24 protein-coding genes are annotated in these 26,409 nt (G+C 64.3%); 18 read left to right on the top strand and 6 right to left on the bottom strand.

The features are described 5' to 3' along the window. Window positions 1-8: 8 nt before the first annotated feature. The 3 genes from C2847_RS02245 to erpA all read right to left on the bottom strand — a co-directional run bounded on the left by C2847_RS02245 (window position 9) and on the right by erpA (window position 3,477). Complete coding sequence (locus tag C2847_RS02245; protein WP_105316861.1) at window positions 9-1,019, bottom strand: ABC transporter permease; 1,011 nt, start codon at window positions 1,017-1,019, stop codon at window positions 9-11. A gap of 75 nt (window positions 1,020-1,094) precedes the next feature. Further along, window positions 1,095-2,963 carry a peptide ABC transporter substrate-binding protein gene (locus C2847_RS02240; protein ID WP_105316860.1) on the bottom strand — a complete coding sequence of 623 codons (1,869 nt, stop codon included), beginning with the start codon at window positions 2,961-2,963 and terminating at the stop codon, window positions 1,095-1,097. A 133-nt stretch (window positions 2,964-3,096) separates the two neighbouring features. Further along, window positions 3,097-3,477: an iron-sulfur cluster insertion protein ErpA gene (erpA, locus tag C2847_RS02235; protein ID WP_105316859.1), complete on the bottom strand. Its 381-nt coding sequence runs from the start codon at window positions 3,475-3,477 to the stop codon at window positions 3,097-3,099. Between the two features lie 81 nt (window positions 3,478-3,558). On the opposite strand from erpA, the gene C2847_RS02230 reads away from it, so the two are divergent. The 6 genes from C2847_RS02230 to C2847_RS02205 are packed head-to-tail and all read left to right on the top strand — an operon-like array spanning window position 3,559 to window position 10,007. Next, window positions 3,559-4,689: a M24 family metallopeptidase gene (locus C2847_RS02230; RefSeq protein ID WP_105316858.1), complete on the top strand. Its 1,131-nt coding sequence runs from the start codon at window positions 3,559-3,561 to the stop codon at window positions 4,687-4,689. 60 nt (window positions 4,690-4,749) lie between these two features. Beyond that, the gene (locus C2847_RS02225) at window positions 4,750-5,682 is read left to right on the top strand and encodes a ribose-phosphate diphosphokinase (RefSeq protein ID WP_105316857.1); all 933 of its coding nucleotides are present in this window, start codon (window positions 4,750-4,752) and stop codon (window positions 5,680-5,682) included. A gap of 11 nt (window positions 5,683-5,693) precedes the next feature. Then, window positions 5,694-6,410: an alpha/beta hydrolase gene (locus C2847_RS02220; protein ID WP_105316856.1), complete on the top strand. Its 717-nt coding sequence runs from the start codon at window positions 5,694-5,696 to the stop codon at window positions 6,408-6,410. Further along, window positions 6,391-6,990: a DUF72 domain-containing protein gene (locus C2847_RS02215; RefSeq protein WP_105316855.1), complete on the top strand. Its 600-nt coding sequence runs from the start codon at window positions 6,391-6,393 to the stop codon at window positions 6,988-6,990. The genes C2847_RS02220 and C2847_RS02215 overlap by 20 nt, the downstream gene beginning before the upstream one ends. Window position 6,991: 1 nt before the next feature. After that, window positions 6,992-8,884: a biosynthetic arginine decarboxylase gene (gene speA / locus C2847_RS02210; RefSeq protein WP_105316887.1), complete on the top strand. Its 1,893-nt coding sequence runs from the start codon at window positions 6,992-6,994 to the stop codon at window positions 8,882-8,884. Window positions 8,885-8,930: 46 nt separating this feature from the next. Then, window positions 8,931-10,007, top strand: a complete 1,077-nt coding sequence (locus C2847_RS02205) for a GGDEF domain-containing protein (RefSeq protein ID WP_208619924.1) — start codon at window positions 8,931-8,933, stop codon at window positions 10,005-10,007. 260 nt (window positions 10,008-10,267) lie between these two features. Here the strand turns inward: C2847_RS02205 and metK are convergent, their stop codons facing one another. Then, window positions 10,268-11,446, bottom strand: coding sequence for a methionine adenosyltransferase (gene metK / locus C2847_RS02200; protein WP_164835608.1), 1,179 nt, complete (start codon window positions 11,444-11,446; stop codon window positions 10,268-10,270). An 84-nt stretch (window positions 11,447-11,530) separates the two neighbouring features. On the opposite strand from metK, the gene murI reads away from it, so the two are divergent. From murI to C2847_RS02150, 10 genes are all read left to right on the top strand, one after another. Then, window positions 11,531-12,304, top strand: a complete 774-nt coding sequence (gene murI, locus C2847_RS02195) for a glutamate racemase (RefSeq protein WP_105316854.1) — start codon at window positions 11,531-11,533, stop codon at window positions 12,302-12,304. Beyond that, window positions 12,304-12,948, top strand: a complete 645-nt coding sequence (locus C2847_RS02190; protein ID WP_105316853.1) for an LOG family protein — start codon at window positions 12,304-12,306, stop codon at window positions 12,946-12,948. Before murI ends, C2847_RS02190 begins: the two co-directional genes overlap by 1 nt. A gap of 5 nt (window positions 12,949-12,953) precedes the next feature. Further along, window positions 12,954-13,565: an XTP/dITP diphosphatase gene (locus C2847_RS02185; protein ID WP_164835607.1), complete on the top strand. Its 612-nt coding sequence runs from the start codon at window positions 12,954-12,956 to the stop codon at window positions 13,563-13,565. Between the two features lie 13 nt (window positions 13,566-13,578). Further along, window positions 13,579-14,610, top strand: a complete 1,032-nt coding sequence (locus tag C2847_RS02180) for an RMD1 family protein (protein ID WP_105316851.1) — start codon at window positions 13,579-13,581, stop codon at window positions 14,608-14,610. A gap of 96 nt (window positions 14,611-14,706) precedes the next feature. After that, the gene (locus C2847_RS02175; protein WP_105316850.1) at window positions 14,707-15,903 is read left to right on the top strand and encodes a sugar ABC transporter substrate-binding protein; all 1,197 of its coding nucleotides are present in this window, start codon (window positions 14,707-14,709) and stop codon (window positions 15,901-15,903) included. Between the two features lie 121 nt (window positions 15,904-16,024). Then, window positions 16,025-17,353, top strand: coding sequence for an ABC transporter permease subunit (locus C2847_RS02170; RefSeq protein ID WP_105316849.1), 1,329 nt, complete (start codon window positions 16,025-16,027; stop codon window positions 17,351-17,353). Then, window positions 17,354-18,673 (top strand): sugar ABC transporter permease, encoded by a 1,320-nt coding sequence (locus C2847_RS02165; RefSeq protein ID WP_105316848.1) that lies wholly within the window; start codon window positions 17,354-17,356, stop codon window positions 18,671-18,673. It begins immediately after the preceding gene. A gap of 4 nt (window positions 18,674-18,677) precedes the next feature. Beyond that, the gene (locus C2847_RS02160) at window positions 18,678-20,390 is read left to right on the top strand and encodes a glycoside hydrolase family 13 protein (RefSeq protein ID WP_164835606.1); all 1,713 of its coding nucleotides are present in this window, start codon (window positions 18,678-18,680) and stop codon (window positions 20,388-20,390) included. A gap of 10 nt (window positions 20,391-20,400) precedes the next feature. Beyond that, window positions 20,401-20,793 (top strand): hypothetical protein, encoded by a 393-nt coding sequence (locus C2847_RS12470; protein ID WP_244187330.1) that lies wholly within the window; start codon window positions 20,401-20,403, stop codon window positions 20,791-20,793. Window positions 20,794-20,818: 25 nt separating this feature from the next. Next, window positions 20,819-23,053, top strand: a complete 2,235-nt coding sequence (locus C2847_RS02150) for an endonuclease MutS2 (protein ID WP_105316847.1) — start codon at window positions 20,819-20,821, stop codon at window positions 23,051-23,053. Here C2847_RS02150 and C2847_RS02145 read toward each other — a convergent pair. Next, window positions 23,050-23,451: an acyl-CoA thioesterase gene (locus C2847_RS02145; protein ID WP_105316846.1), complete on the bottom strand. Its 402-nt coding sequence runs from the start codon at window positions 23,449-23,451 to the stop codon at window positions 23,050-23,052. The two genes, C2847_RS02150 and C2847_RS02145, sit on opposite strands and share 4 nt — an antisense overlap. A 50-nt stretch (window positions 23,452-23,501) precedes the next feature. Here C2847_RS02145 and C2847_RS02140 point away from each other — a divergent pair, with 50 nt between their 5' ends. Both C2847_RS02140 and C2847_RS02135 read left to right on the top strand, forming a co-directional pair. After that, a complete protein-coding gene (locus tag C2847_RS02140) occupies window positions 23,502-25,190 on the top strand; it encodes a M3 family oligoendopeptidase (RefSeq protein WP_105316845.1) in 1,689 nt (562 codons plus the stop codon). 56 nt (window positions 25,191-25,246) lie between these two features. Next, a complete protein-coding gene (locus C2847_RS02135) occupies window positions 25,247-25,699 on the top strand; it encodes an arsenate reductase ArsC (RefSeq protein WP_105316844.1) in 453 nt (150 codons plus the stop codon). Here C2847_RS02135 and ubiE read toward each other — a convergent pair. After that, a complete protein-coding gene (ubiE, locus tag C2847_RS02130; RefSeq protein ID WP_105316843.1) occupies window positions 25,688-26,395 on the bottom strand; it encodes a bifunctional demethylmenaquinone methyltransferase/2-methoxy-6-polyprenyl-1,4-benzoquinol methylase UbiE in 708 nt (235 codons plus the stop codon). The genes C2847_RS02135 and ubiE overlap by 12 nt on opposite strands. Between the last annotated feature and the right edge of the window lie 14 nt (window positions 26,396-26,409).

Raw genomic sequence — 26,409 nt, 5'->3', positions numbered from 1 at the left:
GTTCACCTCTAGCTGTAGCGGATGCGGGGGTCCACCACCGCATAGGCCAGGTCCGCCAGCAGGTTGAAAAGCGCCGTCATCAAGGCCAAGAAGGCCAAGGCCGCCATGGCCACGTTGTAGTCCTTCTCCACCAGGGCGTCAAAAATCGCCCGCCCCATGCCGGGGTAGCTGAAGATGGTCTCGGTAATGGTGGCCCCGCCCAATACCCCGGGGATGGCCAGGCCCACCAGGGTCACGATGGGAATGAGGGCGTTCCTAAGGGCGTGCTTGTAAAGCACCACCCGTTCGGAAAGCCCTTTGGCCCGGGCGGTGCGGATGTAGTCCTGGGAAAGCACCTCCAAAAGCGAAGCCCGCATGAACCGGGTCCACTCCGCCATCTGCAGGGAGGAAAGGGCCAGCACTGGCAGGATCAAGTGCCACGCCCACTGCCCCAGGAACCCCCAAAGGGTCACGTTGCCCAGACGCACGTCCTCCGGCAGGACCCCCGGCACCCCTCCGGTGGGAAAGCGAGGGAAACCTGGGATATGGTCCGGTAGCCAAATGGCGAAGAGGTAGAGCAGCAAGATACCCAGGAAGAAGACCGGCATGGAGAAGCCCACGAAGGAGAGGAAGGTGATGGCGTAGTCTGCCAGGGAGTACTGTCGCACCGCCGAGAAGATCCCCACGGGAATGGCCACCACCAAGGCCAGGGTAAGGGCCAGCCCCGAAAGGATCAGCGTCTTGGGCAGGCGCTGCGCAAAGATGTACTCCGCGGCGGGGATCCCGTAGGTGCGGCTATACCCGAGATCCCCCCGCACCGCCCGGGAAAGCCACTTGAAGTAGCGGATGTGCAAGGGCTGGTCCAGGCCATAGGCCTTCTTCAGAGCCTCAAACTGCTCGGCGGTCATGCGGGGGTTCTGCCGCTTGAGCTCCTCCAAAGGGTCCCCGGGCTGTAGGGCCAAGAGGGCGTAGATCACCACGCTGGCGGCCAGGAGCAAGGGGACCATCTGCAAAAGCCGACGTACCGTGTAGGCGAACACCTTTGTACCTCCCGTTTATGACACTCAAAAAGCCCGCTGGGCCAAAGCCCAGCGGGCCCCACTATACCACCCAGGCTACTTGACGGAAAGGGCGTACTTCGCCTGGTCCCACTTCTTCACGGCCCCGCGGCTCTCCCAGCCAATCTCCCAGGCGTTCCAGCCGGGGTAGCCGTTGCCCCCCGCGTAGGCGCTGGCCACGTAGTTGACCAAGCCCTTGCGCACCACGTAGGGGTTGGCCCGGAAGTAGAGGGGCAGAGCGGGAAGCTCCTCCGCCCAGATCTCCTGGGCCCGGGCGAAGAGCTGCTTGCGGCGGGCCTCATCAAACTCCAAGACCCCTTGGCTGGTCAGGCGGTCGAACTCGTCGTTCCGCCAGCCGCCGATGTTCTGGCCCTGGTAGTTGTTCTCCTTGGTGGGCACCAGGATCGTCCCAGTGTTCAGGTTCCGGTACTGGAAGAGGTTGCCACCCTCCGCCAAGCTGGACACCCAGGCGAACTCAAACATCCCGGTCCACTTGCACTCGGAAGCCCGCTGGATGTAGTCGTCGGCGAAGACCACGGCCGAAGGGGCGTTATTGATCTTGACAGCGATGCCGATCTTCTTGAGGTCCTCGGCGAAGAACTGCTGGGTGCGCTCGCGGATGGCGTTGCCGGCGGTGGTCACGTACTCGATCTCGAAGCGCACGGTGCGCCCGCCCACGGTGCGCTGGAGGATGCCATCCGACCCCTTACGCCAACCCATCTGTGCCAAGAGAGCCTCGGCCTTCTTTAGGTCAAACTCGTACTTCTTGACGTTGGGGTTGAAGAGGGGGTTAACAGGGGCAATCCAGGTGTGGGCCACGGGCTGCAAGCCATCAAAGAAGGCCTTCACCAGCCCCTCGCGGTTCAGGGCATGGAGGAGGGCCTGACGGGTGCGGACATCATCCAGGCCCAGGTCCTTCACCTGCTGGCAGTTGGCGAACTTGTTGATGTCGATGTGCTCCCAGATGGCCCCGGGCACGAACCAGATGTCAAAGCGGCCGGGGGCGCGGGAGGTGAGCTGGCGGGAACGACCCTGGTCAAAGGTGAGGGCCACGCTGGAAGTGGCGTCGATGGAGCCACCGATCACCGCCACCAGGAGGGAGTTGGTGTTCTGGATGAAGCGGTAGACCACCTTCTGCACGTACCTGCTCTCCCCGCCTTCCGGCTTGATGGGGAAGTTGGGGTTGCGCTCCATCTCGATGGAGTTCCCCGGCACCCAGCGCTTCAGCTTGAAGGCACCCGAGTAGACCATGGCTCCCCGGTTCAGGGCCTGGGGGGTGGCGAACTTGAGGAAGAAGTTGCGGTAGAGCTCGTTGAGCTTCTCCGCGTCCTTGTCGGGGTCCAGGTTGCGGGCCGCGGCTTTCACCTTCTCCCACTCCGCCCCCATGATGTGCTTGGGCGCGTAGCCGATGGGGGAGCCGTAGGTGTCGTAGTAGTAGGCGGGCTCAAAGATGACGGTGAAGTTGCGGGCGTCCTTGACCCGTAGGTTCACCCGTTCCCAATAGTCCGGGTTTAGCACGGGCATGCCCTTGGCCTTGCCCACCTCAAAGTAGAACTGCACGTCGTCGGTGGTGATGGGCTTGCCGTCCGACCAACGGGCATCGGGGCGGATGGTGAGGTCCATCTCCAGGCGCTTCTTGCCCCCGCCGATGTCCGTCACCCGCAGGCGCCCGTTCTGCTGGGTGGGTACCTCGGTGGCCAGAACAGGGAAGTTCTGGCTATCCGCGTTGAAGCCGATAAAGGGCGCGAAGAGATAGCCTTCGATCTCGCTCTTGATGGCCTGGTTGGAGATGACGCTGAGGAAGTCCCCTGCCAGAACCCTGGGCTCCTGGGAAGCCCCTATGACCAGGCTGTTGTCCTGGGGACCTGCTAGGGCCAGGCCCAGGGCGGTTAAACCGAGCACAGCCAGCTTGCCTACTTTTCTCATACGGCCTCCTTTCGTGGTTGCGGCACTATCCTTAGTGGCCGAAGCTATTATACGGTGCCTCCCATGAAGGTCAATGGGAAGAAGGTTAAAGGGGCCCAGGATCTGGGCCCCAAAAGGCGCTCAAAAGAGGGAATCAGTGGCCGCAGGTGCGGGCCTCACCTTCCTGGTCCTTGGTGCGGAAGGAGTGGCCACAACCGCAGGTGCTGGCGGCGTTGGGGTTGTGCACCGTGAACCCGCCGCCCATGAGGCTTTCCACCCAGTCGATCTCCGAACCCACCAGGTAGGGCAGGGACATGGGATCCACCACCAGGCGCACCCCGTGCATCTCCACGAGGGTATCCCCCGGAAGCTCCCTTTCGTCCACGGCCATGCCGTACTGGAAGCCCGAGCACCCGCCGGACTTGATGTAGACCCGGATGGCCGCATGCTCCTTGCCATAACGGGCCAGGATCTCCTTGGCCTTCTCCGCCGCCAAGGGGGTAATGCGGATGACCGCCTCCTGCGTTTCGACCATCTTCCAAACCTCCCTACCCCCTAACGTAGCACGTCAGGGGTAAGAAAAGGTGAGGTGGATTCCAAGGGGTAGCATGGGAACGTGGAGCTCACCCGCGTGCAGGAAATCCTCAGGGAAGAGAGGCTGGATGCTTGGCTCCTCCTCTCCTTTGGCCGGAGCAATCCCTTGGCCCTCGAGGTGCTTGCCCTCACCCACCTTCACCTAACCCGCCGTTTTGCCTACCTCATCCCCCGGGAAGGGGAACCCGTGCTCCTCTGCCACGCCATAGAGGAAAGCCTCTTTCCCCTTCTTCCCGGGAAGAGGCGCACTTACCACACCTGGCGGGGGTACCTAGAAGCCCTTTCGGAGCTTTTGGAAGGACAGCAGCGCATCGCCTTGGAGTACGTGCCGGGAGGGCTCATCCCCTACCTCTCCCGGGTGGATGGGGGCAGTTTGGACCTTCTCAGGGGAATGGGCCTCGAGCTCACCTCCTCCTGGCCCTTGCTCCTCCTCTTCCAGACCTGGGGGGAGGAAACGCTAAAGAGCCACCGCCGGGCAGCCGAGGGCCTGGTGGCCGCCAAGGACCAGGCCATAGCCTTCCTGCGCCAAAACCCTGGGTCCACGGAACAGGCGGTACAGGCCATATTGATCCAGGCCCTGGAGGAACGGGGCCTGGTCTTCGACCACCCCCCCATGGTGGCCTTCGGCCGAAACGCCGCCAACCCTCACCACGCCCCCACGGACAAGGTCCTCGAGGAGGGAGAAGTGGTGCTTTTGGACCTCTGGGCCAAGGAAAAAGGAGGGGTCTACGCCGACATCACCTGGATGGCCGGCCTAAGGCCTCCCGAGGCCGCCCACCAAGCCTTCCAGGCTGTGGTAAAGGCCCGGGATGAGGCTATCCGCTTCGTGGCCGAGACCTACCAAAGAGGGCACTACCCCAAGGGCTTCGAGGTGGACCAGGTGGCCCGGAAGCTTCTGGAAGCCGCAGGCTATGGCCCCTACCTCCGCCACCGCACGGGGCACAACCTGGGGGAGGAGGTCCACGGCTCAGGTCCCCACCTGGATGACCTGGAAACCCACGACTTCCGCCCCTTGGTGCCGGGTCTGGCCTTCACCGTGGAGCCCGGGCTTTACCTGCCCAGTTTCGGGGTGCGCACCGAGGTGAACGTTTACCTGCACCCCACGGGTCCGGAGGTCACCACTCCCTTGCAAGAAGCCCTTACCCTCCTCTAAGTAGCCCTTTTCGGGGCCAACTTGGGCATACCCCTCTCCCGTGGTATCTTGGGGAACGGCATGGACCGCCCCCTGCTGATCTTTTCCGGCCAGTCCAACCGCCCCCTGGCCGAAGCCATCGCCGAGGCCCTAGGCCTGCCCTTGGGCAAAAGCACCACCCAGCGCTTCGCCAACGACAACCTCTTCGTGCGCTTCGAGGAAAGCCTGAGGGAAGGGGATGTCTTCATCGTCCAGTCCCTAACCCCCCCGGTGCAGGACCACCTCATGGAGCTCCTCATGATGGTGGACGCCGCCAAGGGAGCCAGCGCCGCCCGGGTCACGGCGGTCATCCCCTACTTCTCCTATGCCCGTAGCGACAAGAAGGACGCCCCCCGCATCTCCATCGCCGCCAGGCTGGTGGCCGACCTCCTCCAGACCGCCGGGGCCGACCGGGTCCTCACCATGACCCTGCACTCCCCCCAGGTCCACGGCTTCTTCAAGGTTCCCGTGGACCACCTTTCCGCCGAGCCCGTCATCGCCAACCACTTCGCCACCCGGGTGGACCTGGAAAATGCCGTGGTGGTGGCCCCGGATGCCGGCGACCTCAAAAGGGCCAGCTCCTTGGCCCGGCGCCTTCGCCTTCCCCTGGCCTTCATCGACAAGGAGCGGGTTTCCGACACCGAGGTGCGGGTCAGGATGCTGGTGGGGGAGGTGAAGGGGAAAACCGCCTTGATCGTGGACGACGAAATCTCCACCGCAGGAAGCCTGGTGGAGGCGGTGGACGCCCTCCTGCAGGCCGGGGCCAAGGAAGTCTACGCCGCCGCCACCCACGGGGTCTATGTGGGCCCGGCCCTGGAGCGCATCGCCCAAAGCCCGGTCAAGGAGGTGGCCGCCACCGACACCTGCCTCCCCAAGGAGGGTCCCAAGCTCAAGACCCTCCCCGTGGCCCCCATCTTCGCCGAGGCCATCTGGCGCATCCACCGGGGGGAGTCGGTGTCCAGCCTTTTTACCTAAGGGGAAGCAGGATGCGGAAAGAGGCGTTTACCCTGGCGGGGCAAAGCGTGCTGGCCCACATCCCCGAGCGCCCGAGGGCCCTCCTCCTGGCCCTCCACGGGCTTCAGGGCTCTAAGGAACACATCCTTTCCCTCCTCCCGGGGTATGCGGAAAGGGGCCTCCTCCTCCTGGCCTTTGACGCCCCCCGGCACGGGAAACGGGAAGGCCTACCCCCTTCCTCCAAAAGCCCCAGGTATGTGGAGGAGGTGTACCAGATAGCCCTGGCCTTTGCCGAGGAAGCCAGGGAAGTGGCCCAGGAGGCCAGGGAGCGCTTTGGCCTACCCCTTTTCCTGGCGGGGGGGAGCCTGGGGGCCTTTGTGGTGCACTTGCTTCTTTCCCAGGGTTTCCGGGCGGAAGGGGCCTTGGCCTTTATCGGTAGCGGTTTCCCCATGAAGCTTCCCCAGGGTCAGGAGGTGCGGGATACCCGGGTCCTGGCCCTTTACGAAACCCCCCCTGCCCAGAGGGGAGAGGCCTATGGAGGTGTACCCCTCCTCCACCTCCACGGCACCAAGGACCTGATCGTGCCCCTTTCCCGCATGGAGAAAACCGTGGAGGCCTTGAGGCCCCATTACCCCGAGGGGCGGCTTGCCCGTTTCGTGGAGGAGGGAGCTGGGCACACCATCACCCCCCTGATGGCCCGGATGGGGCTGGCCTTCTTGGAGGTCTGGCTTGATCCTGGAAGGCCTTAAGGGGTATAGGGGCTACCCTGGGGGCTTCAAGGCCTATGCCAAGGCCTTTCCCACGGTGGAGCTTTCCTGGTGGCACCGGGTAGGGGACAGGAAGACCATAAGCCGGTTAAGGGCCTTGGCCCCTGAAGGGTTTCGCTTCAGCGTCTGTGGCCACAAGCACCTCACCTTTAAGCCCTCGGGGGAGGAAAGACGCACCCTGAGGCGCTTTCTGAGGCGCTTCCGGCTTTTTGGCGACAAGCGGGGAGCAGTGCAGCTTCTGGTGCCCGCAGGCGTGGAACCCACCCAACTGGCCCACTGGCTGGATCTTTTGGAGGAAGTACAAAAGGAGGTGGGGCCCTTCCCCCTTGCCTTCCAGGCGGAGGAGGCCCTGCATCCCCTCTTGCAAATGAGGGGCTATGCCCTGGTAAACCAGCTAGAAGGTCCCTTTCTTTACCTGGTGGACCCGGGGGCACGGCTTGGGGAAATCCCCCAAGAAGGCGAGGGTTACCTCTACGTAAGCCTAGGCTCTTCCCAAGCCGCTCCTTCCGTCCTACACTTGGGGGCGGAGGTTGACCAGGATGGGTCAGCCCCGGAGGGCTAGCTTGAAGACCGCCAGGCGCTTTTCCCCCAAAGAAGCGGAGGAGATCTACCTGGTGCCCTACTGGGGAGCGGGGTTCTTCCGGGTAGGGCGGAATGGGGAGCTGGAGGTGACCCCCCTGGGCCCGGAAGGCCCTTCCGCCTCCCTTTTGGAGATCGTGGAGGCCCTTAGGGACGAGGGGCGGCCTTTGCCCCTGGTGCTCCGCTTCCCCCAGGTCCTCGAGGCCCGGGTGCGGGAGCTGAACGAGGCCTTCCAGAGGGCCATGGAAAAGTACAGCTACCACGGTGGCTACCGCGGGGTCTACCCGGTGAAGGTGAACCAGCGCCGGCTGGTGCTGGAGACGGTGGCCCGGGCGGGCAGGCCCTACCACTATGGCCTCGAGGCGGGGAGCAAGGCCGAGCTGGCCCTGATCCTAGCCCAGGACCTCTCCCCGGAAGCCCTCATCACCACCAATGGCTTCAAGGACGACGACTTCATCCGCCTGGCCCTAATGGGAAGGAAGCTTTCCCGGAACGTGGTCATCACCCTGGAGAAGTTCGCCGAGCTCCCCCGGGTGATCCGCATCTCTAAGGAGCTGGGCGTGCGGCCCAAGTTGGGCATCCGCTACAAGCTGAAGGCCAAAGGGGCCGGGCAGTGGGAAGCCAGCGGCGGGGAAAACGCTAAGTTTGGCCTCACCACCCCGGAGATCATCCGGGCGGTGGAGATCCTGAGGGAAGAGGACCTCCTGGACACCCTGGTGATGGTCCACGCCCACATCGGCAGCCAGGTTACCGATATCCGCAAGATCAAGGCGGCGGTGCGGGAGGCCGCCCAGACCTATGTGCAGCTCAGGAAGCTGGGGGCTCCCCTCCAGTACCTGAACCTAGGCGGGGGCCTGGCCGTGGACTACGACGGCTCCAAGACCAACTTCTACGCCTCCGCCAACTACACCCTTCCCGAGTACGCCGAGGACCTGGTCTACGTGACCAAGGAGGTGGTGGAAGCCCAGGGGGAACCCCACCCCACCCTGGTCACGGAGTCGGGCCGGGCGGTGACCGCGTACCATGAGGTCCTGGTCCTCGAGGTGATCGACGTCATCACCCCCCCGGGGGAGACCCGGCCTTCCCCCCCGCCCGCGGAGGCCCACCCCCTGGTCAAGGAGCTTTGGGAGAGCCTGGAAAACCTCTCCCCCAAGAACTTCCGCGAGGTCTACCACGACGCCTTCGCCGACAAGGAAACCCTGCAGACCCTTTACGACCTGGGGCTCGTGTCCCTGCGGGACCGCGCCCTGGCGGAGGAGATCTTCTACCACATCGCCCGGCGGGTCTACGCCATTGTGCGGGAACTGCCCTACGCTCCTGACGAGTTTGAGGATCTGGAGAAGCTCCTGGCCGACAAGCTGGTGTGCAACTTCTCCATCTTCCAAAGCCTCCCCGACGCCTGGGCCATTCACCAGCTCTTCCCCATCGTCCCCCTAAGCCGCCTTAACGAACCCCCCACCCGCCAGGCCACCCTGGTGGACATCTCCTGCGACTCCGACGGCAAGATAGACCGCTTCATCGACCTGCACGACGTGCGTCAGAGCCTGCCCGTCCACCCCATCCGCCCGGGGGAGGACTACTACCTGGGGGTCTTCCTGGTGGGAGGCTACCAGGACGTGTTGGGCAGCAACCACAACCTTTTCGGCCAGGTGGGGGAGGCCCACGTGGTGGTGGACGAGGAAGGGTTTGCCATAGAACGTTTCGTTCCCGGGGAGACCGCGGAAAAGGTCATCGAGAAGATGGGCTTCACCGCCCGGGAGCTCTTCCTGGGCGTGGAGCGGCTGGTGCGGCAAAGCCGCCTTTCCCCCGTGGAAAAGGGGGCCTTCCTGGAGCGGTACATGCGGGAGCTCCAGGGCTACACCTATCTGGAAGACTGAGGAGCCGTTAAGGGCTTGTTAAGGGAGGCTTGGCCATCCTAGGGGTATGGCCCGGGCGGGACCCCTGTATACTGGAAGCAGCTTGCATCCCACCCTCGAGCTCCTAGACCCCCTAAACCCCCTAAGGCGCAGGATGGCCCTTTTGCTTCTGCCCTTGGGGACCCTTCTGGCCCTGGTGGCCTTTGCCGCCTCGAGGGCCGTGGGCCTGGACCCAGTGGACCGCTTCTTCCTTCCCCTCCTGGCCTTGGGCTTTTCCCTCCTGGCCTTGGCCCTATGGCGCCTTCCCCGCACCAGTTCCTGGGTTCTTCCCCTGACCCATGGTCTCGTGGCCACGTATCTCCTTGCCACCCTGGCTTTCCAGCTCCTCATCGCCCCGAATCCCTTCGGCCTATCCCCCGCCGCCCACTGGGTTCCCTTCGTGTACTTCAGCAGCTTCCTCTTCTTCCAAACCCACCAAGCGGTGCGCCTGGCCCTTCTCTACCTCCTCACCCTTTTCCTCCTCTCCCTCCTGGGAGCTTTCCGCGGCCACTTCCATGCGGCGCACCTCAACGCCCTAGCCCAGTTCTTCGGGGCCAACCTGGCCTACGTGAGCCTCCTCTACATGCTGGTGCGGGTTAAGGAAGGTTACCTCGAGGCCCGCCTGGATGCCTACACCGACCCCCTAACCGGGCTCAGGAACCGGCGCTACCTGGATCTCGTCTTGGAAAGAGAGCTCTTCCGCGTCCAGCGCTACCGCCGGCCCCTCTCCCTCCTGATCCTGGACCTGGATCACTTCAAGCAGGTGAACGACCGCCACGGCCACCCCGTGGGGGACCGGGTGCTCAAAACCCTAGCCCGCTGCCTAGAGGACCACCTCCGGCAAAGCGACCGGGCCGTGCGCCTCGGGGGGGAGGAGTTCGCCGTCCTCCTGACGGAAACCCCCTTGGCCCAGGCGGTGCGCCTAGCGGGCAGGCTCCGGCAAGCGGTGGCCGCCTTGCGGGTTCCCCCGGTGGAGGGGATTTCCGTCAGCATCGGCGTGGCCGAGGCCCGCCCCGAGGACTCCCCCCTTTCCCTCCTCAAGCGGGCCGACGACGCCCTTTACCAGGCCAAGCGCCGGGGGAAAAACCGGGTGGAGGTGGGCTAAGTACCCCGTCGTGGCTTGTGTCACGACGGGGACCCCAAAAAGGCCATGGGCACGCTGTATCCATCCTTTCCGATGAAGCAACCTTCCTGCGTGAGCACTTAGTCCTTTTCCGGGAACCCACCCACCTTGGCTTTGGTCAAGCTTAGGGTGGTCTACCCTTCTTTCTCTTTCACGACCCCGCACTTCCCCGAGATTCCCAAACTTGGCCCGGAAAAGCTCTTGCCGGGCCCCCATCCTGGCTACGCCAGGGTGGGGTGGCCTTAGAGGCCCGCTTCCCGCCTTAGGGCCTCCACCCGGTCCGTTTCCTCCCAGGGAAAGCCCGCACGGCCAAAGTGGCCGTAGGCGCTGGTGGGGGTGTAGATGGGACGGAGGAGGTCCAGCTCCTCGATGATAGCCAAGGGCCTGGGGTCAAAGACCCGCTTCACGATCTCCGTGAGCTTTTCATCGGGCAAGACCCCGGTGCCGAAGGTTTCCACCCGCAGGGAAACAGGCCTGGCCTTGCCAATGGCGTAGGCTAGCTCCACCAAGGCCCGGCGGGCTAGGCCTGCCGCCACCAGGTTCTTGGCCATATAGCGGGCGTAGTAGCTGGCGGAACGGTCCACTTTGGTGGGGTCCTTGCCGCTGAAGGCCCCGCCCCCATGAGGCACCGCCCCCCCGTACGTGTCCACGATGATCTTGCGTCCGGTAAGCCCGGTGTCCGCATGGGGTCCCCCCAGGATGAAACGGCCCGAAGGGTTGATGAGGTACTCCGTTTCCCCTTCCTTCAGGTACTCGGGGGGGATGGCCTGGCGCACCACCTCGCGGATCAGGTCCTCCCGGAGCTGGTCCTGCTCCACCTCGGGGGAGTGTTGGGCGGAGACCACCACCGTTTTCACGTAAAGGGGCCTATCCCCCTCGTAGACCACGGTGACCTGGGCCTTGCCGTCGGGGCGCAGGTAGGGAAGAAGCCCCGTCTTCCGCACCTCCGCCAGGCGCATGGTGAGGTGGTGGGCCAGGGTGATGGGCAGTGGCATGAGCTCCGGGGTTTCGTCGGTGGCGTAGCCGAACATGAGGCCCTGATCTCCCGCGCCCGTGCGGTCCAGAGGATCCGTGGACTTGAGCACCCGCCACTCGTAGGAGAGGTTGACCCCGCCCGCGATGTCCGGGGACTGCTCGTCGATGGCGGTGAGGACCGCACAGGTGTCGGCGTCGAAGCCGTACTTGGCCCGGGTGTAGCCCACCTCCCTCACCGTTTTGCGCACCAGGCCGGGGATATCCACATACCCCTCGGTGGAGATCTCTCCCGCCACGAACACCAGCCCGGTGGTGACCAGGGTTTCCGCCGCCACCCGGGCCTTCTTATCCTGGGCGATCAAAGCATCCAGGATGGCGTCGGAGATCCGGTCCGCCAGCTTATCCGGGTGCCCTTCCGTGACCGACTCGGACGTGACCAGCCTCAACTTGCGCACCTCCCTTGCCCCCCACCGGGGCAACCCTGATAGTATAGCACCCCCCTTTTCCCGTCCAGGGTATGATGGCGGCTTGTGAAGGACCCTAGGCGGCCCATCGGCGTCTTCGATTCGGGGGTGGGAGGGCTTACGGTGCTTTCCGCTTTGCGCCGGGCCCTGCCCCAGGAGGATTTCCTCTACTTTGGCGACACCGCCCGGGTACCCTACGGCAGCAAACCCCTCTCCATGGTGCGGCGCTTCGCCTGGGAGATCGCGGGGTTTTTGCTCCGGCAAGGGGTGAAGGCCATCGTGGTGGCCTGCAACACCGCAAGCTCCGCCGCCCTTCCCGATCTGGCCGAGGATCTTTCGGTGCCCGTCTTCGGGGTGCTGGAACCCGTGGCCAAGGCCGCACGAGGGTACGGCAAGGTGGGCCTCATCGGCACCCAGGCCACGGTGGAAAGCCGGGCCTACGAGCGCTACGTGGAGGTTTCCTGGGCCAGGGCCTGTCCTCTCTTCGTGCCCTTGGTGGAGGAAGGGCTTTGGGATGACCCCGTGGCCCTCTTGGTGGCCCGGCACTACCTCGAGGACGCCCCCCAGGACCTCGAGGCCCTGATCCTGGGTTGCACCCACTACCCCTTTCTGAAGGGCACCCTGGCCAAGGTCCTGCCCGGAGTGAGGCTCATCGATTCGGCCGAGGCCACGGCGGAAGCGGTGGCCAAAGCTCTTAAAGGGGAAGGGCTCTTAAACCCCGAGGGCCAAGGGCGGGTGGTGCACTTCGTCACCGGGGACCCGGAAAGCTACCGGAACCTGGCGGAGCGCCTGGGGGTAAGGGTAGAGGAGCTAAAACAGGTCAGCCTGGAGGAGCTTTGATGGCCAAGAAGCCCCTGATCGACCAGCTTCACCACGAGGACGCTTGGCGGCTTTTCCGCATTCTGGCGGAGTTCGTGGAGGGGTTTGAAACCCTTTCGGAGATAGGGGTCCCCCTGGTTTCCGTCTTCGGCTCGGCCCGCTTCGGGGAAGGCCACCCCGCCTACGCCCTGGGCTACCGTCTGGGAAGGGCATTGGCGGAAGCAGGCTTCGGGGTGGTGACGGGCGGCGGGGGTGGGGTCATGGAGGCCGTGAACCGAGGGGCCTTTGAAGCAGGCGGGGTGAGCGTGGGCCTGAACATCGAGCTTCCCCACGAGCAGAAGCCCAATCCCTACCAGACCCATACCCTCACCCTGCGCTATTTCTTCGTGCGCAAGGTGCTTTTCGTGCGCTACGCCCACGCCTTCGTCTTCCTGCCCGGGGGCTTTGGCACCCTGGATGAGCTCTCCGAGGTCCTGGTCCTCATCCAGACGGAGAAGGTCCACCCTTTCCCCGTCTTCGCCTTGGACCGGGGGTACTGGCAAGGGCTTCTGAGCTGGATGGAATCCCTGAAAGAACAAGGGGCCATCGATCCCAAAGACCTTGCCCTCCTTACCCCCCTGGATTCCCCGGAGGAGGTGGTGCAGGCCCTTAAGGGGGTATCCTAGAAGGGATGCGCCTGGTCTTGGCCACGGGCAACCCTGGCAAGGTGAGGGAGCTTAAGGAGGGGCTGGCTCTCCTAGGCTGGACCCTCCTCTCCCTGGCCGACTTCCCCCTGCGCATGCCCAAGGAGGAGGGTTCCACCTTCCTGGAAAACGCCCTCCTCAAGGCCGCCTACGTGGCCAAGGCCACGGGCCTTCCCGCCTTGGCGGATGACTCGGGCCTCGAGGTGCCCGCCTTAGGGGGGGAACCCGGGGTCTACTCCGCCCGCTACGGGGGAAGGGAAACCGACCGGGAGCGGAACGTTTACCTTCTGGAGAGGATGCGCCACCTCAAGGGGGAGGAGCGCAAGGCTCGCTTCGTGGCGGTCCTGGTCCTAGCCTACCCTGACGGGCATGTGGAAACCTACGAGGGACAGGTGGAGGGGTACATCCTCGAGGCCCCCCGGGGGGAAGGCGGCTTCGGCTACGACCCCATCTTCTACCTGCCCGAGGCGGGCAAGACCTTTGCGGAGATGACCCTGGAGGAAAAAGCCCAGTACTCCCATCGGGGAAAGGCGCTAAAGGCCCTCCTCAAGGCCTACGAGCAGGGCCCCCCACCGCGGGAGGTCTCCCAGCTGGAATGAGCCGGGCCTTCCCATGAATCTCCTCTCGCCCCATATCGCCCTGTACCGCCTTTACGACCTGGCGGACGAGATCGACCTCTCCCGCCTGGCCACCCCCAGGCTTCGCCTCTCCCGGCCAAGGCTTGGGGCGGTGCGCTTTGAAAACCCTCCGGCGCAGGTGGAGCTTGGGGTGAGGAGCGTGGAGGGGATCTCCGGCCTCCTCACCGCCCGGCTCTACGAGTTTGGGGTGGCCTCCCTTTCCTTCCGGGTGCACCTGGGGGAGAGGGTACCTTGGGAAGCCTTTTTGGAAAAGGCCCTGGCCCTTCCCGAGCTCCCCTTCTGGGAAGGGTTTTTTCTGGCGGAGCTTTTGGCCCTCGAGCCCTACCTGCAAGGCGCCCTCCTCCACCCCGAGGAAAAGCGCCTGAGCGAGGAGTTCACCGTCTACCACGCCCTGGGGATAGAAGGGGAAAAGGCCCACGCCCCCACCGTGGACCTCACCCCCCTTTGGATGGGGGCCAAGGAGGAGTTCGCCCCCGAGGTCAGGCGGGAGATGGAGCGCTACCGCTACAGCTACTCCACGGAGGACCTGGCCCTTTTAGGGTTTGACCGGGTCCTCATCCTGGACTCGGAGGGCATCTGGGACGTGGCCGATCTGGTGGAGTTCGTGCACGCCCAGCTTCTTGAGCTCTCCTACTACGACGGGGTCCTCACCCAGGAGCTGGAGGCCGTGCCCCAGGTGCTCCGGCACCGGGGCCTTTGGGGCTACGGGAAGCTCCAGCGCTTAAGGCGGCGCCTCATGGCCCGGCATGCGGAGATCGCCGACGTGCGGGCCCGGATGGAGGGAGCCTTGCGCATCACCGAGGATCTCTTCTACGCCAAGATCTACCGGGCTGCCTTGGAGCTTTATGGGGCCCACGAGCTGGAAAGGAGTCTGGAGGAGAAGCTTCGGGTCCTCGAGGCCACCTACGAGATGGTCACCGAGGAGGTGGTGCACCTAAGAAGCCAGGCGGTGGAGGTGGGAATCCTGGCTCTCATCGCCTTTGAGGTGGTGCGGGCCCTCTATTAGGGGGGCTTGTGTCCCGGGAAAATAGGAGTATACTGCAGCCTGCAGGGCGCGGAAAAAAGTTGAGCGGAAACGCTACCACGCGCCCGGAGGTGGGATATGAAACGAGCAGTGGCGGTACTGGCCCTCGGGCTCTCCTTGGCCCTTGCCCAGGGGAAGATCACGGTATGGACCCACTTCGGCGGTCCCGAGCTGGAGTGGCTCAAGGCCCAAGCCCAAGCCTATGAGAAGACCTCCGGCACCAAGGTGGAGGTGGTGGAGGTCCCCTTCGGGGACATCAAGCAGAAGTTCATCCTGGGGGCACCCCAGGGACAGGCAGCAGACCTGGTGGTCACCATCCCCCACGACTGGCTGGGGGAGATGGCCCAGGCCGGGGTGCTGGAGCCCATGGGCAAGTACGTGACCCAGAGCTACCTCTCGGACCTCCAAGGCGTAGCGGTGGAGGCCTTCACCTTCGGGGGCAAGCTCATGGGCCTTCCCGCCTTCGCCGAGAGCGTGGCCCTCATCTACAACAAGAAGTACGTAAAAGAACCCCCCAAGACCTGGGAGGAGTTCCTGTCCCTGGCCCAGAAGCTCACCACCGGCTCCACCTTCGGCTTCCTGTATAACATCGGCGACCCCTACTTCAACTTCGGCTTCTTCCGGGCCTTTGGAGCGGACAACGTCTTCGCCAAGGACGCCAAGGGCAACCTGGACCCCTCCAAGCTCTTAATAGGCGGGGAAGTAGGGGAAAAGGCTTTAGGGTTCATCAAGGACCTCCGCTTCCGCTACAACCTGGTGCCCGAAGGGGTGGACTACGGCGTGGCGGACGGAGCCTTCAAGGACGGGGCTTTGGCCATGATCATCAACGGCCCCTGGGCCCTGGGCGACTACAAGAAGGCCAAGATCGACTTCGGCATCGCCCCCTTCCCCACCCCGCCCGGGGCCAAGAACCCCTGGGGTCCCTTCCTGGGGGTGCAGGGGGTGGTGGTGAACGCCTACTCCAAGAACAAGACCGCCGCGGTCAACTTCGCCAAGACCCTGGTCACCGGCAAGAATCTGGTTTCCTTCAACCAAGCGGGCGGCCGCATCCCTGTGTCCAAGAGCGCCGCCAAGACCCTGGAGAAGGATCCGGTGGTGTCGGGCTTTTCCAAGGTCTTCGCCCTGGGCACCCCCATGCCCAACATCCCCGAGATGGGCAAGGTATGGGGTCCCTGGGCCAACGCCATCAACCTGGCCATCCAGCGGCCCGACTCCAACTTGAAGAAGATCGTGGAGGACATGGTGGCCGAGATCAGAAAGGGCATCGGCAGGTGACACCATCCCACCCGGGCAAAGCCCGGGTGGGGACCCTGGAACACACCGCGTAGCGGAAATGCGCACGTATGCGGCCCCCCCATGGGACCTCCTTCCCCCGTGGGGGGCGTATCTTTAAGCCATGAAACACCCTCCTGGCCTTAAGGGTTTTCTCCTGGCCCTGTCCTTGCTTTTGGGCCTCCTGATCCTGTCCACAGGGGTGGGCATCCTGGGGTATCTGGCCCTCGAGGCCTACCTGGCCCCTCCAGGCTGGACCATCCTGGTCCTGGCCCTTCTGGTGATGGTGCCGGGGGCCATCCTGGTGGGACGCCTATTTCCCTGGCTTACCGACTGGTACTACTTCCTCCCCGCCCTCTCCTTTCTTTTGGTCTTCACCCTCTACCCCATCGCCCTCACGGTTTACCTGGCCTTCACCGACTACTCGGGGGCGCGAAGCGGCTTTCCCGACCGCTCCACGGAAACCCAGGTGGTGGCCCAGGAGGGGCCACGGCTTCTTCTAGAGGAACCGGTGGAGGAAGCCCTTCGCTGCCGTCCCTGCGCAGGGGAAACCGTGGAGGTGTATGCAGAGGGGCACCGCCTGCGGGCTAGGATCCTCGAGGCTGAGGGAAACGCCCTGGTCCTAGACCGCATCCCCCCCTTTCAGGCCGCCTTTGTGGCCAAGGTGAATGCCTTCCGCTTCGTGGGCCTTAGAAACTTCAGCTTCATCCTCTCCCAGGCCAGCAAGGCCCTTTTCCCCGTTTTCGCCTGGAACGTGGTCTTTGCCTTAAGCACCGTGCTTCTCAATGCCCTCTTTGGCCTCATACTGGGCCTTGTCCTCAACAACAAAGCCTTAAAGCTGAGGAACTTCTACCGCACCGTGCTCATCGTGTCTTGGGCCCTGCCCGGGGTCATCACCGTCCAGGTCTGGGTGGCCCTCTTGAACTACAACTTCGGGGCCATCAACCGGCTCCTGGGGGTCCTGGGGATCTACCCCATCCCCTGGCTCAACGACCCCGACTGGGCCAAGGTGGCCATCCTCCTGGTAAACCTCTGGCTGGGCTTTCCCTACATGATGACCGCCACCTTGGGGGCCCTTTCCACCATCCCCGACGAGCTCTACGAGGCGGCCAAGGTGGACGGGGCTAACCCCTGGCAGGCCCTTTGGGGCATCACCCTTCCCCTTTTGGAGAAACCCATGCTGCCCATCCTCCTCTCCTCCTTCGCCTTCAACTTCAACAACTTCTACATCATCTACCTGCTCACCGGAGGGGGACCTGCCCAGGAGGGCCGCCTGGCCACGGCCCAGGCCACGGACATCCTCATCTCCTGGGCCTACAAGACCGCCTTCAGCGCCGAGGGGCAGTCCGCCTACGGCCTGGGGGCGGCCATCAGCCTCCTCATCTTTGTCCTCACCGTGGCCATCAGCCTGGTGAACTTCCGCGTCACCGGGGCCCTGAGGGAGGTGAGGTAGATGCGGCGGCTTCTGGCCTTCCTCCTCGTGGGCCTCGCCCTTTACGGGGTCTATTGGTTTGCCCTAAACCGGCTCTTTGACGCGGGTTCCTACCGCAAGCAGGTGGCCTTCGGCAGCGTCTTCGTGCCCTACGGCTGGGTCTATGCCCTAGGCCTCCTTTTGGGCCTGGTCCTCCTGCTTCTCCTTTACAGCCTGATTCACACCGCCCTGACCAACCGCATCCAGGGGCGCAAGCGAAGCCCCTGGCCCCTTTTCTGGCAGGGGGTGACCCACCTCTTCCTCTGGGTGCTGATCCTCTTGGTCTACTACCCCGTGGTGCAGGTGGTGGCGGCGAGCTTTGACCCCACCAACAACCTCTTCAGCTTCCGCAGGCCGGACACGGGGTTTCTCCTTTTGGACGCCAAGGTCATCCCCTACGTGCCCGAGCCCTCTTTGGAAAACTACGCCAAGCTGGTGGAGGGGGTGGTGCTCTACCCCTACCAGGTGGGCCTTCTCCTCCTCGGGGGGCTCGCCCTTCTGGGTGTGGCCCTCATCGGCCTCTTGAGGCGGCTTTTAACCCCTGAGGACTGGATGGACTTCTGGCAGGGAAGGCTCCTCCTCCTCTTGGCCCTGGCGGTCTTCGCCTTGGCCCTCACCCTTTCCCCCAGGCAGTTCACCGGGCAGGGCACCGAGGCCAAGTTTCTGCTCTGGGTGCGGAACACCTTTCTCATCTCCGGGCTCACGGGACTCCTCGCCGTGTTGCTCACCGCCACCGCGGGCTACGCCTTCGCCCGCTTCCGCCACCTGCCGGGGCGTTACCCCATGCTCCTCTTCCTCATCTTCGTGCAGATGTTTCCGGGGTTTTTGGCCCTGGTGGCCATCTACTACCTGCTTTCCCGGCTAGACCTCCTGAACACCTTTACCGGACTGGTACTGGCCTATTCCGGAGGCATCATCAGCTTCGGCACCTGGGTGTACAAGGGGTACCTGGAGAGCATCAGCCCGAGCCTCGAGGAGGCGGCCATGGTGGACGGGGCCACCAAGTGGCAGGTCTTCACCAAGATCCTCCTTCCCCTTTCCGCCCCCATGTTCGTCTTCATCTTCCTCCTCCAGTTCGTGGGCACCTACTCGGAGTTCGTTCTGGCCAACCTGGTCCTCACGGGGGTGGAGAGTTGGAACGTGGGTGTGGGGCTTCGGAGCTTCACCACCGGCCAGTTCCAGACCAAGTGGGGGATCTTCGCCGCGGCCAGCGTCCTGGGTTCCCTGCCCATCCTCCTCCTCTTCTACGGATTCCAGCAGTACTTCGTCTCCGGGTACACCGCAGGGGCGGTGAAAGAGTAAGGCCATGGCCCACTACCACGACCTCGAGCACCTCCATCCCCCCCTGCCCGAGCTGGGGGAGGAGGTGACCCTCCACCTGGAAACCGCGGCCAAGGAAGGGCTCCTCCTTTACGAAAAAGACGGGGAGATCCACAAAAAACCCATGGAACCGGCCAAGGGGGGCCTAAGGGTGCGGGTTCCCGTGCACACAAGCCCTTTTCGCTACTGCTTCCTCCTGCCCGAGGGCTATTTGGGAAGCCACGGCCTGGAAAAAACCCTTCCCCGCTACGACCGCTTCTTCCACCTCCTGGCGGGGCCCCTTCCCCCCAGGTGGGCCCTGGGCACCGTGTATTACCAGATCTTCCCCGACCGCTTCCGCCAGGGGCGAAAGGAGCTTGCCCCCCAGGATGGGGAATGGTTTCTCATGGGCAGGCCCATCCGCAAGAAGGCCTGGAACGACCCCCCGGGCCCAGAAGGGGCTTGGGAGTTCTACGGGGGGGATCTTTGGGGAATCCTGGAAGCCCTCCCCTACCTGGAAGCCTTGGGGGTGGAAACCCTTTACCTAACCCCCATCTTCCAAAGCCCAAGCAGCCACCGCTACGACACGGAGGACTACCTGCGGGTGGACCCACACCTGGGAGGAGAAGAGGCCCTGGAAGCCCTCTTCCAGGCTTTGGAAAAGAGGGGCATGCGCCTGGTGCTGGACGGTGTCTTCAACCATGTGGGGGCCACCCACCCTTGGTTTCAAAGGGCCCTAAAGGACCCGGAAAGTCCGGAACGGAGTATGTTCACCTTTTACCCCGATGGCTCCTACGCCGCCTTCTGGGGGGTAAAGTCCATGCCCAAGCTGGACTATGCCTCCCCTCTCACCCAGGAACGCTTCGTCTATGGCCCACGGGCCCCCATCCGCCACTGGATGCGTCTGGCCCACGGCTTCAGGCTGGATGTGGCCCATTCCATCGGGGAAGGGGGGACCAACCGCAAGAACGCCCGCTGGCTTCGCGCCTTGGCCCGGGCTGCCAAGGAGGAAAGGCCCGAGGCCGTGGTCTTCGGGGAACTTTCCTACGACACCACCGCCACCCTAAGGGCCCATACCCTGGATGGAGCCATGCACTATGCGGGCTTCGCCCACCCCGTGATGGAGTGGCTTTCCGGAAGGGATGTGCACGGAAGGCCCGTCCACCTGGATGCCCAGGAAACCTGGCAGGTTCTCTGGGACCACCACCAGGCCCTGCCCGTGCAGCTTCGGCACAGCATGTACACCCTCCTCTCCTCCCACGACATCCCCCGCGCCCTTTGGCGGCTTAAGGGGGATGTGGAACGGTTCAAGCTGGCCTACGCCCTCCTCTTCGGCTTCCCGGGAAGCCCCGCCATCTACTACGGGGACGAGGTGGGCCTCTCCCAACCCAACCCTTACGCAAAGTGGCAAGGGGATCCCTACTGCCGGGCCCCCTTCCCTTGGGACGAAAGCGCATGGAACCTTGAGGTCTTGACCCTTATCCACAGGCTGGTAAAACTCAAGCGCACCCACCCTGCCTTGCGCCTGGGAGGACTTCTTCCCTTAGAGGCCGGCAAAGAGGTGCTGGCCTTCAGAAGGCGGTACCAGGGCCAGGAAATCTGGGCCTTCTTCGCCCCGGAAGGGGCAAGGCTCACCCTTCCCCCTGGGATAGACCTCATCGCCGAGAAGGAAGTGGCGGGGGAGGTGGAAACCTCCTTCCTGTTATTCCAACCCGTATAATGCAAGCCAGATGCGGCTCAAAAGTTTCAATAGAAGGGTGAGGCGGGTGGGGAGCACCGACGCCAAGCCAGGGGAAGGCATCCGGGATGCAACCTCCCTTCAGGCCCAGGCTGGGGGAAGGGTCTCCTCAGAAGAGCTATTGGCCCAGATGGAAGCGCTAAAGGGGGAAAACCCCAAGGATCCTGGCTTCCATAAGCGGGTCATCGCTCTGGTTCAAGAAGCCTATGCCCGTTGGAATAGCCTCCCCCAGGAACAAAAACAGGCTATCCTTGCCTCTCTTACCACCCTGCTCTCCCTCCTGCCTTGGGGGCGGCTTGGACGGGTAAGGTTGCTCTTGAAGAAGGCTGCAGGCCCTGAGGGACAGCTTGCCCTTGTCGTCCTGCTCCGCCTCCTGAAGCGTTAGAACCCAAGAGGTATACTAAGCTTTTGTGCGGGATGTCCTCGAGGTCCTGGAGTTCCCCAAGGTCCGCGCCCTCCTTGCGGAAAGGGCCAAGACCCCCTTGGGGCGAAGGCTGGCCTTGGCCCTTGCCCCCCTCTCTCAGGAGGAGGCGGAAAGGCGCCACGGGCTAACCCAGGAGGCCTTAGCCTATCCCTACACCCTTCCCGAGGCGGGAACCCTCGAGGAGGCCTACCAAAAGGCGCGAGGCGGGGCCAGGCTTTCGGGCCTCGAGCTCCTGAAATCAGCCCAAGCCCTGGAGGAGGCCATAGCCCTCAAGGAGGAGCTTCTTCCCCTACAAAACCTCCTGAGCCAGGTGGCGGCGGGCATCGGGGACCACGGGGCCTTTCTCGCCAAGGTCAGGAAAGCCCTGGACGAGGAAGGAGCCGTGCGGGATGAGGCAAGCCCCAGGCTTTTCGCCATCCGCCGGGAACTCAAGCCCCTGCGCCAGCAGATCCTGGACAAACTCTACGCCCTTATGGACCGCCACCCCGAGGCGGTCCAGGACCGGTTCGTCACCCTGCGCCGCGAGCGCTACTGCATCCCCGTGCGCGCGGGGATGGCCCAAAGGATCCCTGGCCTTCTCCTGGATGAGTCCGAATCCGGGGCCACCCTTTTCATAGAGCCCCTTTCCGTGGTGAAGCTGAACAACCGCCTCCAGACCCTGCGCCTTCAGGAGGAGGAAGAGATAAACCGCATCCTGCGGGAGCTTTCCGAGGCTTTGGCGGCCGATGCGGAACTGCTCGGCACCCTCGAGGCCCTGGGCCTTCTGGACCTCGTGCAGGCCCAGGCGAGCCTGGCCCGGGATTTCGGGCTTAGCCGGCCCCGCTTCGGGGAAGCCTACGAGCTTTTCCAAGCCTTCCACCCCCTCATCCCCAATCCCGTCCCCAACTCCCTGGCCCTGGATGGGGAAAGGCGCCTCATCCTCATTTCCGGCCCCAACATGGGGGGAAAGACGGCCCTCCTAAAAACCCTGGGCCTTGCGGTGCTCATGGCCCAGTCGGGGCTTTTCGTAGCGGCCAAGAAGGCCACCTTGGCCTGGCCCGACAGGGTCTTCGCCGACATCGGCGACGAGCAATCCCTTCAGGAAAACCTTTCCACCTTCGCCGGACACTTAAGCAGGCTCAAGGAGATGCTGGAAAGCGCCACAGCCCAAAGCCTGGTCCTCATCGACGAGCTGGGTAGCGGCACCGACCCCGAGGAGGGAGCCGCCCTTTCCCAGGCCATCCTGGAAGCCCTCCTGGAAAAAGGGGTCAGGGGCCTGGTCACCACCCACCTCTCCCCCCTGAAGGCCTTTGCCCAGGGAAGGGAAGGCATCCAAAACGCCTCCATGCGCTTTGACCTGGAGGGCTTGCGCCCCACCTACGAGCTGGTCCTGGGGGTGCCGGGGCGGAGCTACGCCCTGGCCATCGCCAGGAGGCTTTCCCTACCCGAGGCGGTGCTGAAGCGGGCAGAGGCCCTTCTGCCGGAAGGGGGCAGGCTGGAAGCTCTCCTGGAAAAGCTGGAGGCGGAAAGGCTCTCCCTGGAGGAAGAGCGGCGCAGGCTCCAGGCGGAGCTCAGCCGGGCAGAGGAGCTCAGGAAGCGCCTCGAGGCCCGCGAAGCCCGTTACCAGGAAGAGCGGGCGGAGAGGATGCGGGCCCTGGAGGAGGAGGTGCGGGGGCGGCTCCTCCAGGTAGAGGCCGAGCTCAAGGCCCTGAAGGAAAAGGCCAAGACCGGGGCCAAAAAGGACGCTCTCAGGGAGCTCATGGCCCTCCGAGAGCGCTACGCCAAGAAGGCCCCTCCTCCACCGCCCCCTCCCGGCCTGACCGAGGGGCAGGCGGTGGAGGTGGTCTCCCTGGGCCGCCAGGGGAAGCTCTTGGAGCTTCGGGGCGAGGAGGCTTTGGTGCAGGTGGGACCGGTGCGGATGACCCTGAAGGCCAAGGAGCTCAGGCCCCTCGAGGCCCCCGAAGCCCCCAAGGCCCTCTCCGCCAGGCCCAGGCGGGAGGTGAGGGAGGTGGACCTCCGGGGCCTCACGGTGGAGGAGGCCCTCTTGGAGGTGGAAAGCGCCCTAGAAGAAGCCCGTTCCCTGGGCCTTCCCACTTTGCGCCTCCTCCACGGCAAGGGTACCGGGGCCCTCAGGCAGGCCATCCGCGACTTCCTGCGCCGGGACAAGCGGGTGGAGAGCTTCGCCGACGCCCCTCCCCATGAGGGCGGGCACGGGGTCACGGTGGTGGTGCTGAAAGGCTAGAAGGAGCGGCCTTCCAGGGCCTCTATGCGCCCTCGGATGACCGAGGGCAAAGGAGCAGGCCTGCCTCCTTCCAGCCAAACCTGGACCGTCTTGCCCCGGGCGGCCTCCTCCCCCCTGGCCAGGAGCAGGTACTCCATGTCAAAGCTGCTCCGCCCGATGCGCACCACCCGCACCCCCACTTCCACGGGATCCTCGAGGAGGATGGGTTTCAGGAAATCCACCTCCGCCCGGGCCAGAATGAAATGCCCCTTCTCCACCCAGTCCCTTTCCAATCTCTGGAAGTAGGCGGCGCGGGCCACCTCAAAGTAGGTGAGGTAGACCGCGTTGTTCACATGCCCCAGGGCATCCAGGTCACGGAAGCGCACCTGTATGGGTACAGACACGGGGAAACCCTCCACGGGCTCAGAGTATACCAGGGGCTGACCCGCGGGTCAGGTATAGTGGGGCCATGGAAACCACGTGGGATCTAACCCCCCTTTTCCCCGGCTTGGAAAACCCCGAGTTCCAGGCGGCCTGGGAAGGCGTGAGGAAACGGATTGGCCAGCTCAAGGAGCAGGTGGATCAAGGAGCCCCTCTCAAGGAGGTCCTGGCCTCCCTGGACGCCCTTTTGGAGGAATCCACCCCCCTTTGGGCCTACCTCTACGCCCGCTTCACCGCCGACACCACCGACGAGGCCGCCTTGGCCAAGCTCTCCGAGCTGGAGGTGCTCTTCCTGGATTTCGCCCGCCTAAGGCCCCGCCTCACCCGCTACCTGGCCCTACAGGACCCGGAGGAGGCGGGGCCTTACCGCATCCTGGTGGAGGAGGCCCGGGAGGAAGCCCTGCACATGATGCCCGAGGGGGAGGAGGTCCTGGCGGCGGAGCTATCCCTCTCCGGGCGCCAGGCCTGGTCCAAGCTCCACGAGAACCTCACCAGCCAGATCACCGCGGTGGTGGACGGGGAGGAGTTGCCCATCACCCAGGTGCGGAACCTCTACTTCCGCCCCGAGGAGGAGGTGCGCAAGAAGGCCTACCAGGCGGAGCTTAAGGCCTGGGAAGGCCACGAGGTGTCCCTGGCCTACGCCCTAAACGGGGTCAAGGGGGAAGCCTCGGTCCTGAACCGCAGGCGGGGCTACCGGGATGACCTCGAGCCCAGCCTACACCGAAACCGCATCACCCGGAAAGCCCTCATGGCCCTTCTGGAAGCGGTGCAGGAAAGCCTTCCCCTCTTCCGCCGCTACTACCTCCTGAAGGCCAAGGCCCTGGGCAAGGAAAGGCTGGACTGGTGGGACCTCTTTGCCCCCATCGGAAAGGGCCGGCGCTGGAGCCTGGAGGAGGCCCGGGACTTCATCCGGGGAAAGCTCGCCACCCTGGTCCCGAACGCCGCTAAAGTGGCGGAAACCGCATTCCAAGAGCGCTGGATGGACCTCCTGCCCCGCAAAGGCAAGATCGGCGGGGCCTACTGCATGCCGAGGGGCGGGGGCAAAAGCCTTATCCTGGCCAACTACGAGGAAAGCTTTGAGTCGGTTTCCACCCTGGCCCACGAGCTGGGCCACGCCTACCACAACTTCGCCCTGGCCCGGGTGCCCGCCTCCTTGAGGGAGGTGCCCATGACCCTGGCGGAGACCGCCAGCATCATGAACGAAACCCTGGTGGTGGAGGCGGCCCTTAGGGAAGTCTCCCCGGAAGAGGGGCTTCTGATCCTGGACGCCTACCTGCAAGGAGCGGCCCAGGTGGTGGTGGACATCTATAGCCGCTACCTCTTTGAGTCCTGGGTCTTTGAGGGAAGAAAGGCCCGGGAGCTTTCCCCCAGGGAGTTCAAGGAGCTCATGCTGAGGGCCCAGAAGGAGGCCTACGGGGAGGTCCTCGCCACCCACCACCCCTACATGTGGGCGGTGAAGGGGCACTACTACGGCTCCGACTTCTACAATTACCCCTACACCTTCGGCCTCCTCTTCGGCTTGGCCGTGTACCAGGAGGCCAAGGAAGACCCGGGCTTCGCCGAGCGCTACGAGGAGCTTTTAGCCACCTCGGGCATGTACCGGGCCAAGGAGCTGGCGGCCCGCTACGGCTTTGACCTGGAAAACCCCGCCTTCTGGCGAAAGGGGTTTGCGGTTCTGGCCGAGAAGGTGGAGGAGCTGGAGAGGAGGCTTGCCTAGTCCACCGGGTGCCCTCCTGACCTTCCCCTGACCTGGGGAAGGTTAGGTTTATTGGGATGCGCCTTTTGGTTCTCTGCACCCACAACTCCGCCCGCAGCCAGATGGCGGAGGGCTGGCTCCGGCACTGGGCCAGGGAGATGGGGGTGGACCTCGAGGTCCACTCCGCCGGCACCGAGAAGACCCTCGTCAAGGAAGAGGCCAAGCGGGTGATGGCCGAGGTGGGGATTGACCTTACGGGGCACTTCTCCAAAACCCTTTTTGAGCTCCCCGATCCCTGGAACTTCCACCTGGTTCTCACCGTGTGCGACGCTGCCAAGGAAGCCTGCCCCGCTTACCCCGCAAAGACGGAAAAGCGCCATGTTTCCTTCCCCGACCCCTCGGGAAAACCCCTGGAGGAGTGGCGCAGGGTGCGGGACGCCCTCGGGCGCATGGCCCAGTTTCTGGTGGAAAGCCTCGAGGCGGGGCGCATCCCCACCGATGCGGAGCTAAAGCGGGTCTCAGGCCTCTAGGTCCCCCACGTGAATGGCCGCCACCCCGAAGGTGAGGAGTTCGTAGCGCACCTTGAAGCCCGCTTCCTCCATCATGCCCTTTAAGGCTTCCGGTGGGGGGAAGGCCTCCACGCTCTCCGGCAGGTAGCGGTAGGCCCCAAAGTTCCCCGAAACCAAGCCCCCCAGGAAGGGGAGAATCCTCCGGAAATAAAGGCGAAAGACCCGGCCAAAAACCCCTTGGGGAGGGGGAGGAAACTCCAGGACGACCAGCCGCCCTCCAGGGGCCAGGACCCGGCGGAGCTCGAAAAGAGCCTTACGGTAGTCGGTGAAGTTGCGGAAACCAAAGGCGATGGTGATGGCCTCAAAGCTCCCTTGGGGGAAAGGAAGGGACAGGGCATCGGCTTCCAGAAACTCCACCGCAAGGCCCTGCGCCCGGGCTTTCCTGCGGGCGATCTCCAGCATGGGCGGGGCGAAGTCCGCCCCCACCACCTGGGCCGTGGGCGCCTTCCTCTTCAACATAAGGGCCAGGTCTCCCGTACCCGTGGCCAGGTCCAGGATGCGCCGGGGATTTTTTTCCAAAGCCAGGGCCACCGCCCGCCTGCGCCAGCGAAGATCGGTTCCGAAGGAAAGGAGCCGGTTCAAAAGGTCGTAGCGCGGGGCGATCTCCGAAAACATGCGCCGCACCCGCTTTGCCTTCTCCTCCGGCGAAACCGCCACGGAAGGAGTCTAAC

The organism is Thermus tenuipuniceus (assembly GCF_002964845.1).
In the GTDB taxonomy this organism is placed as follows: Bacteria; Deinococcota; Deinococci; order Deinococcales; family Thermaceae; genus Thermus; species Thermus tenuipuniceus.
This window is presented reverse-complemented; position numbering and strand designations above follow the sequence as displayed.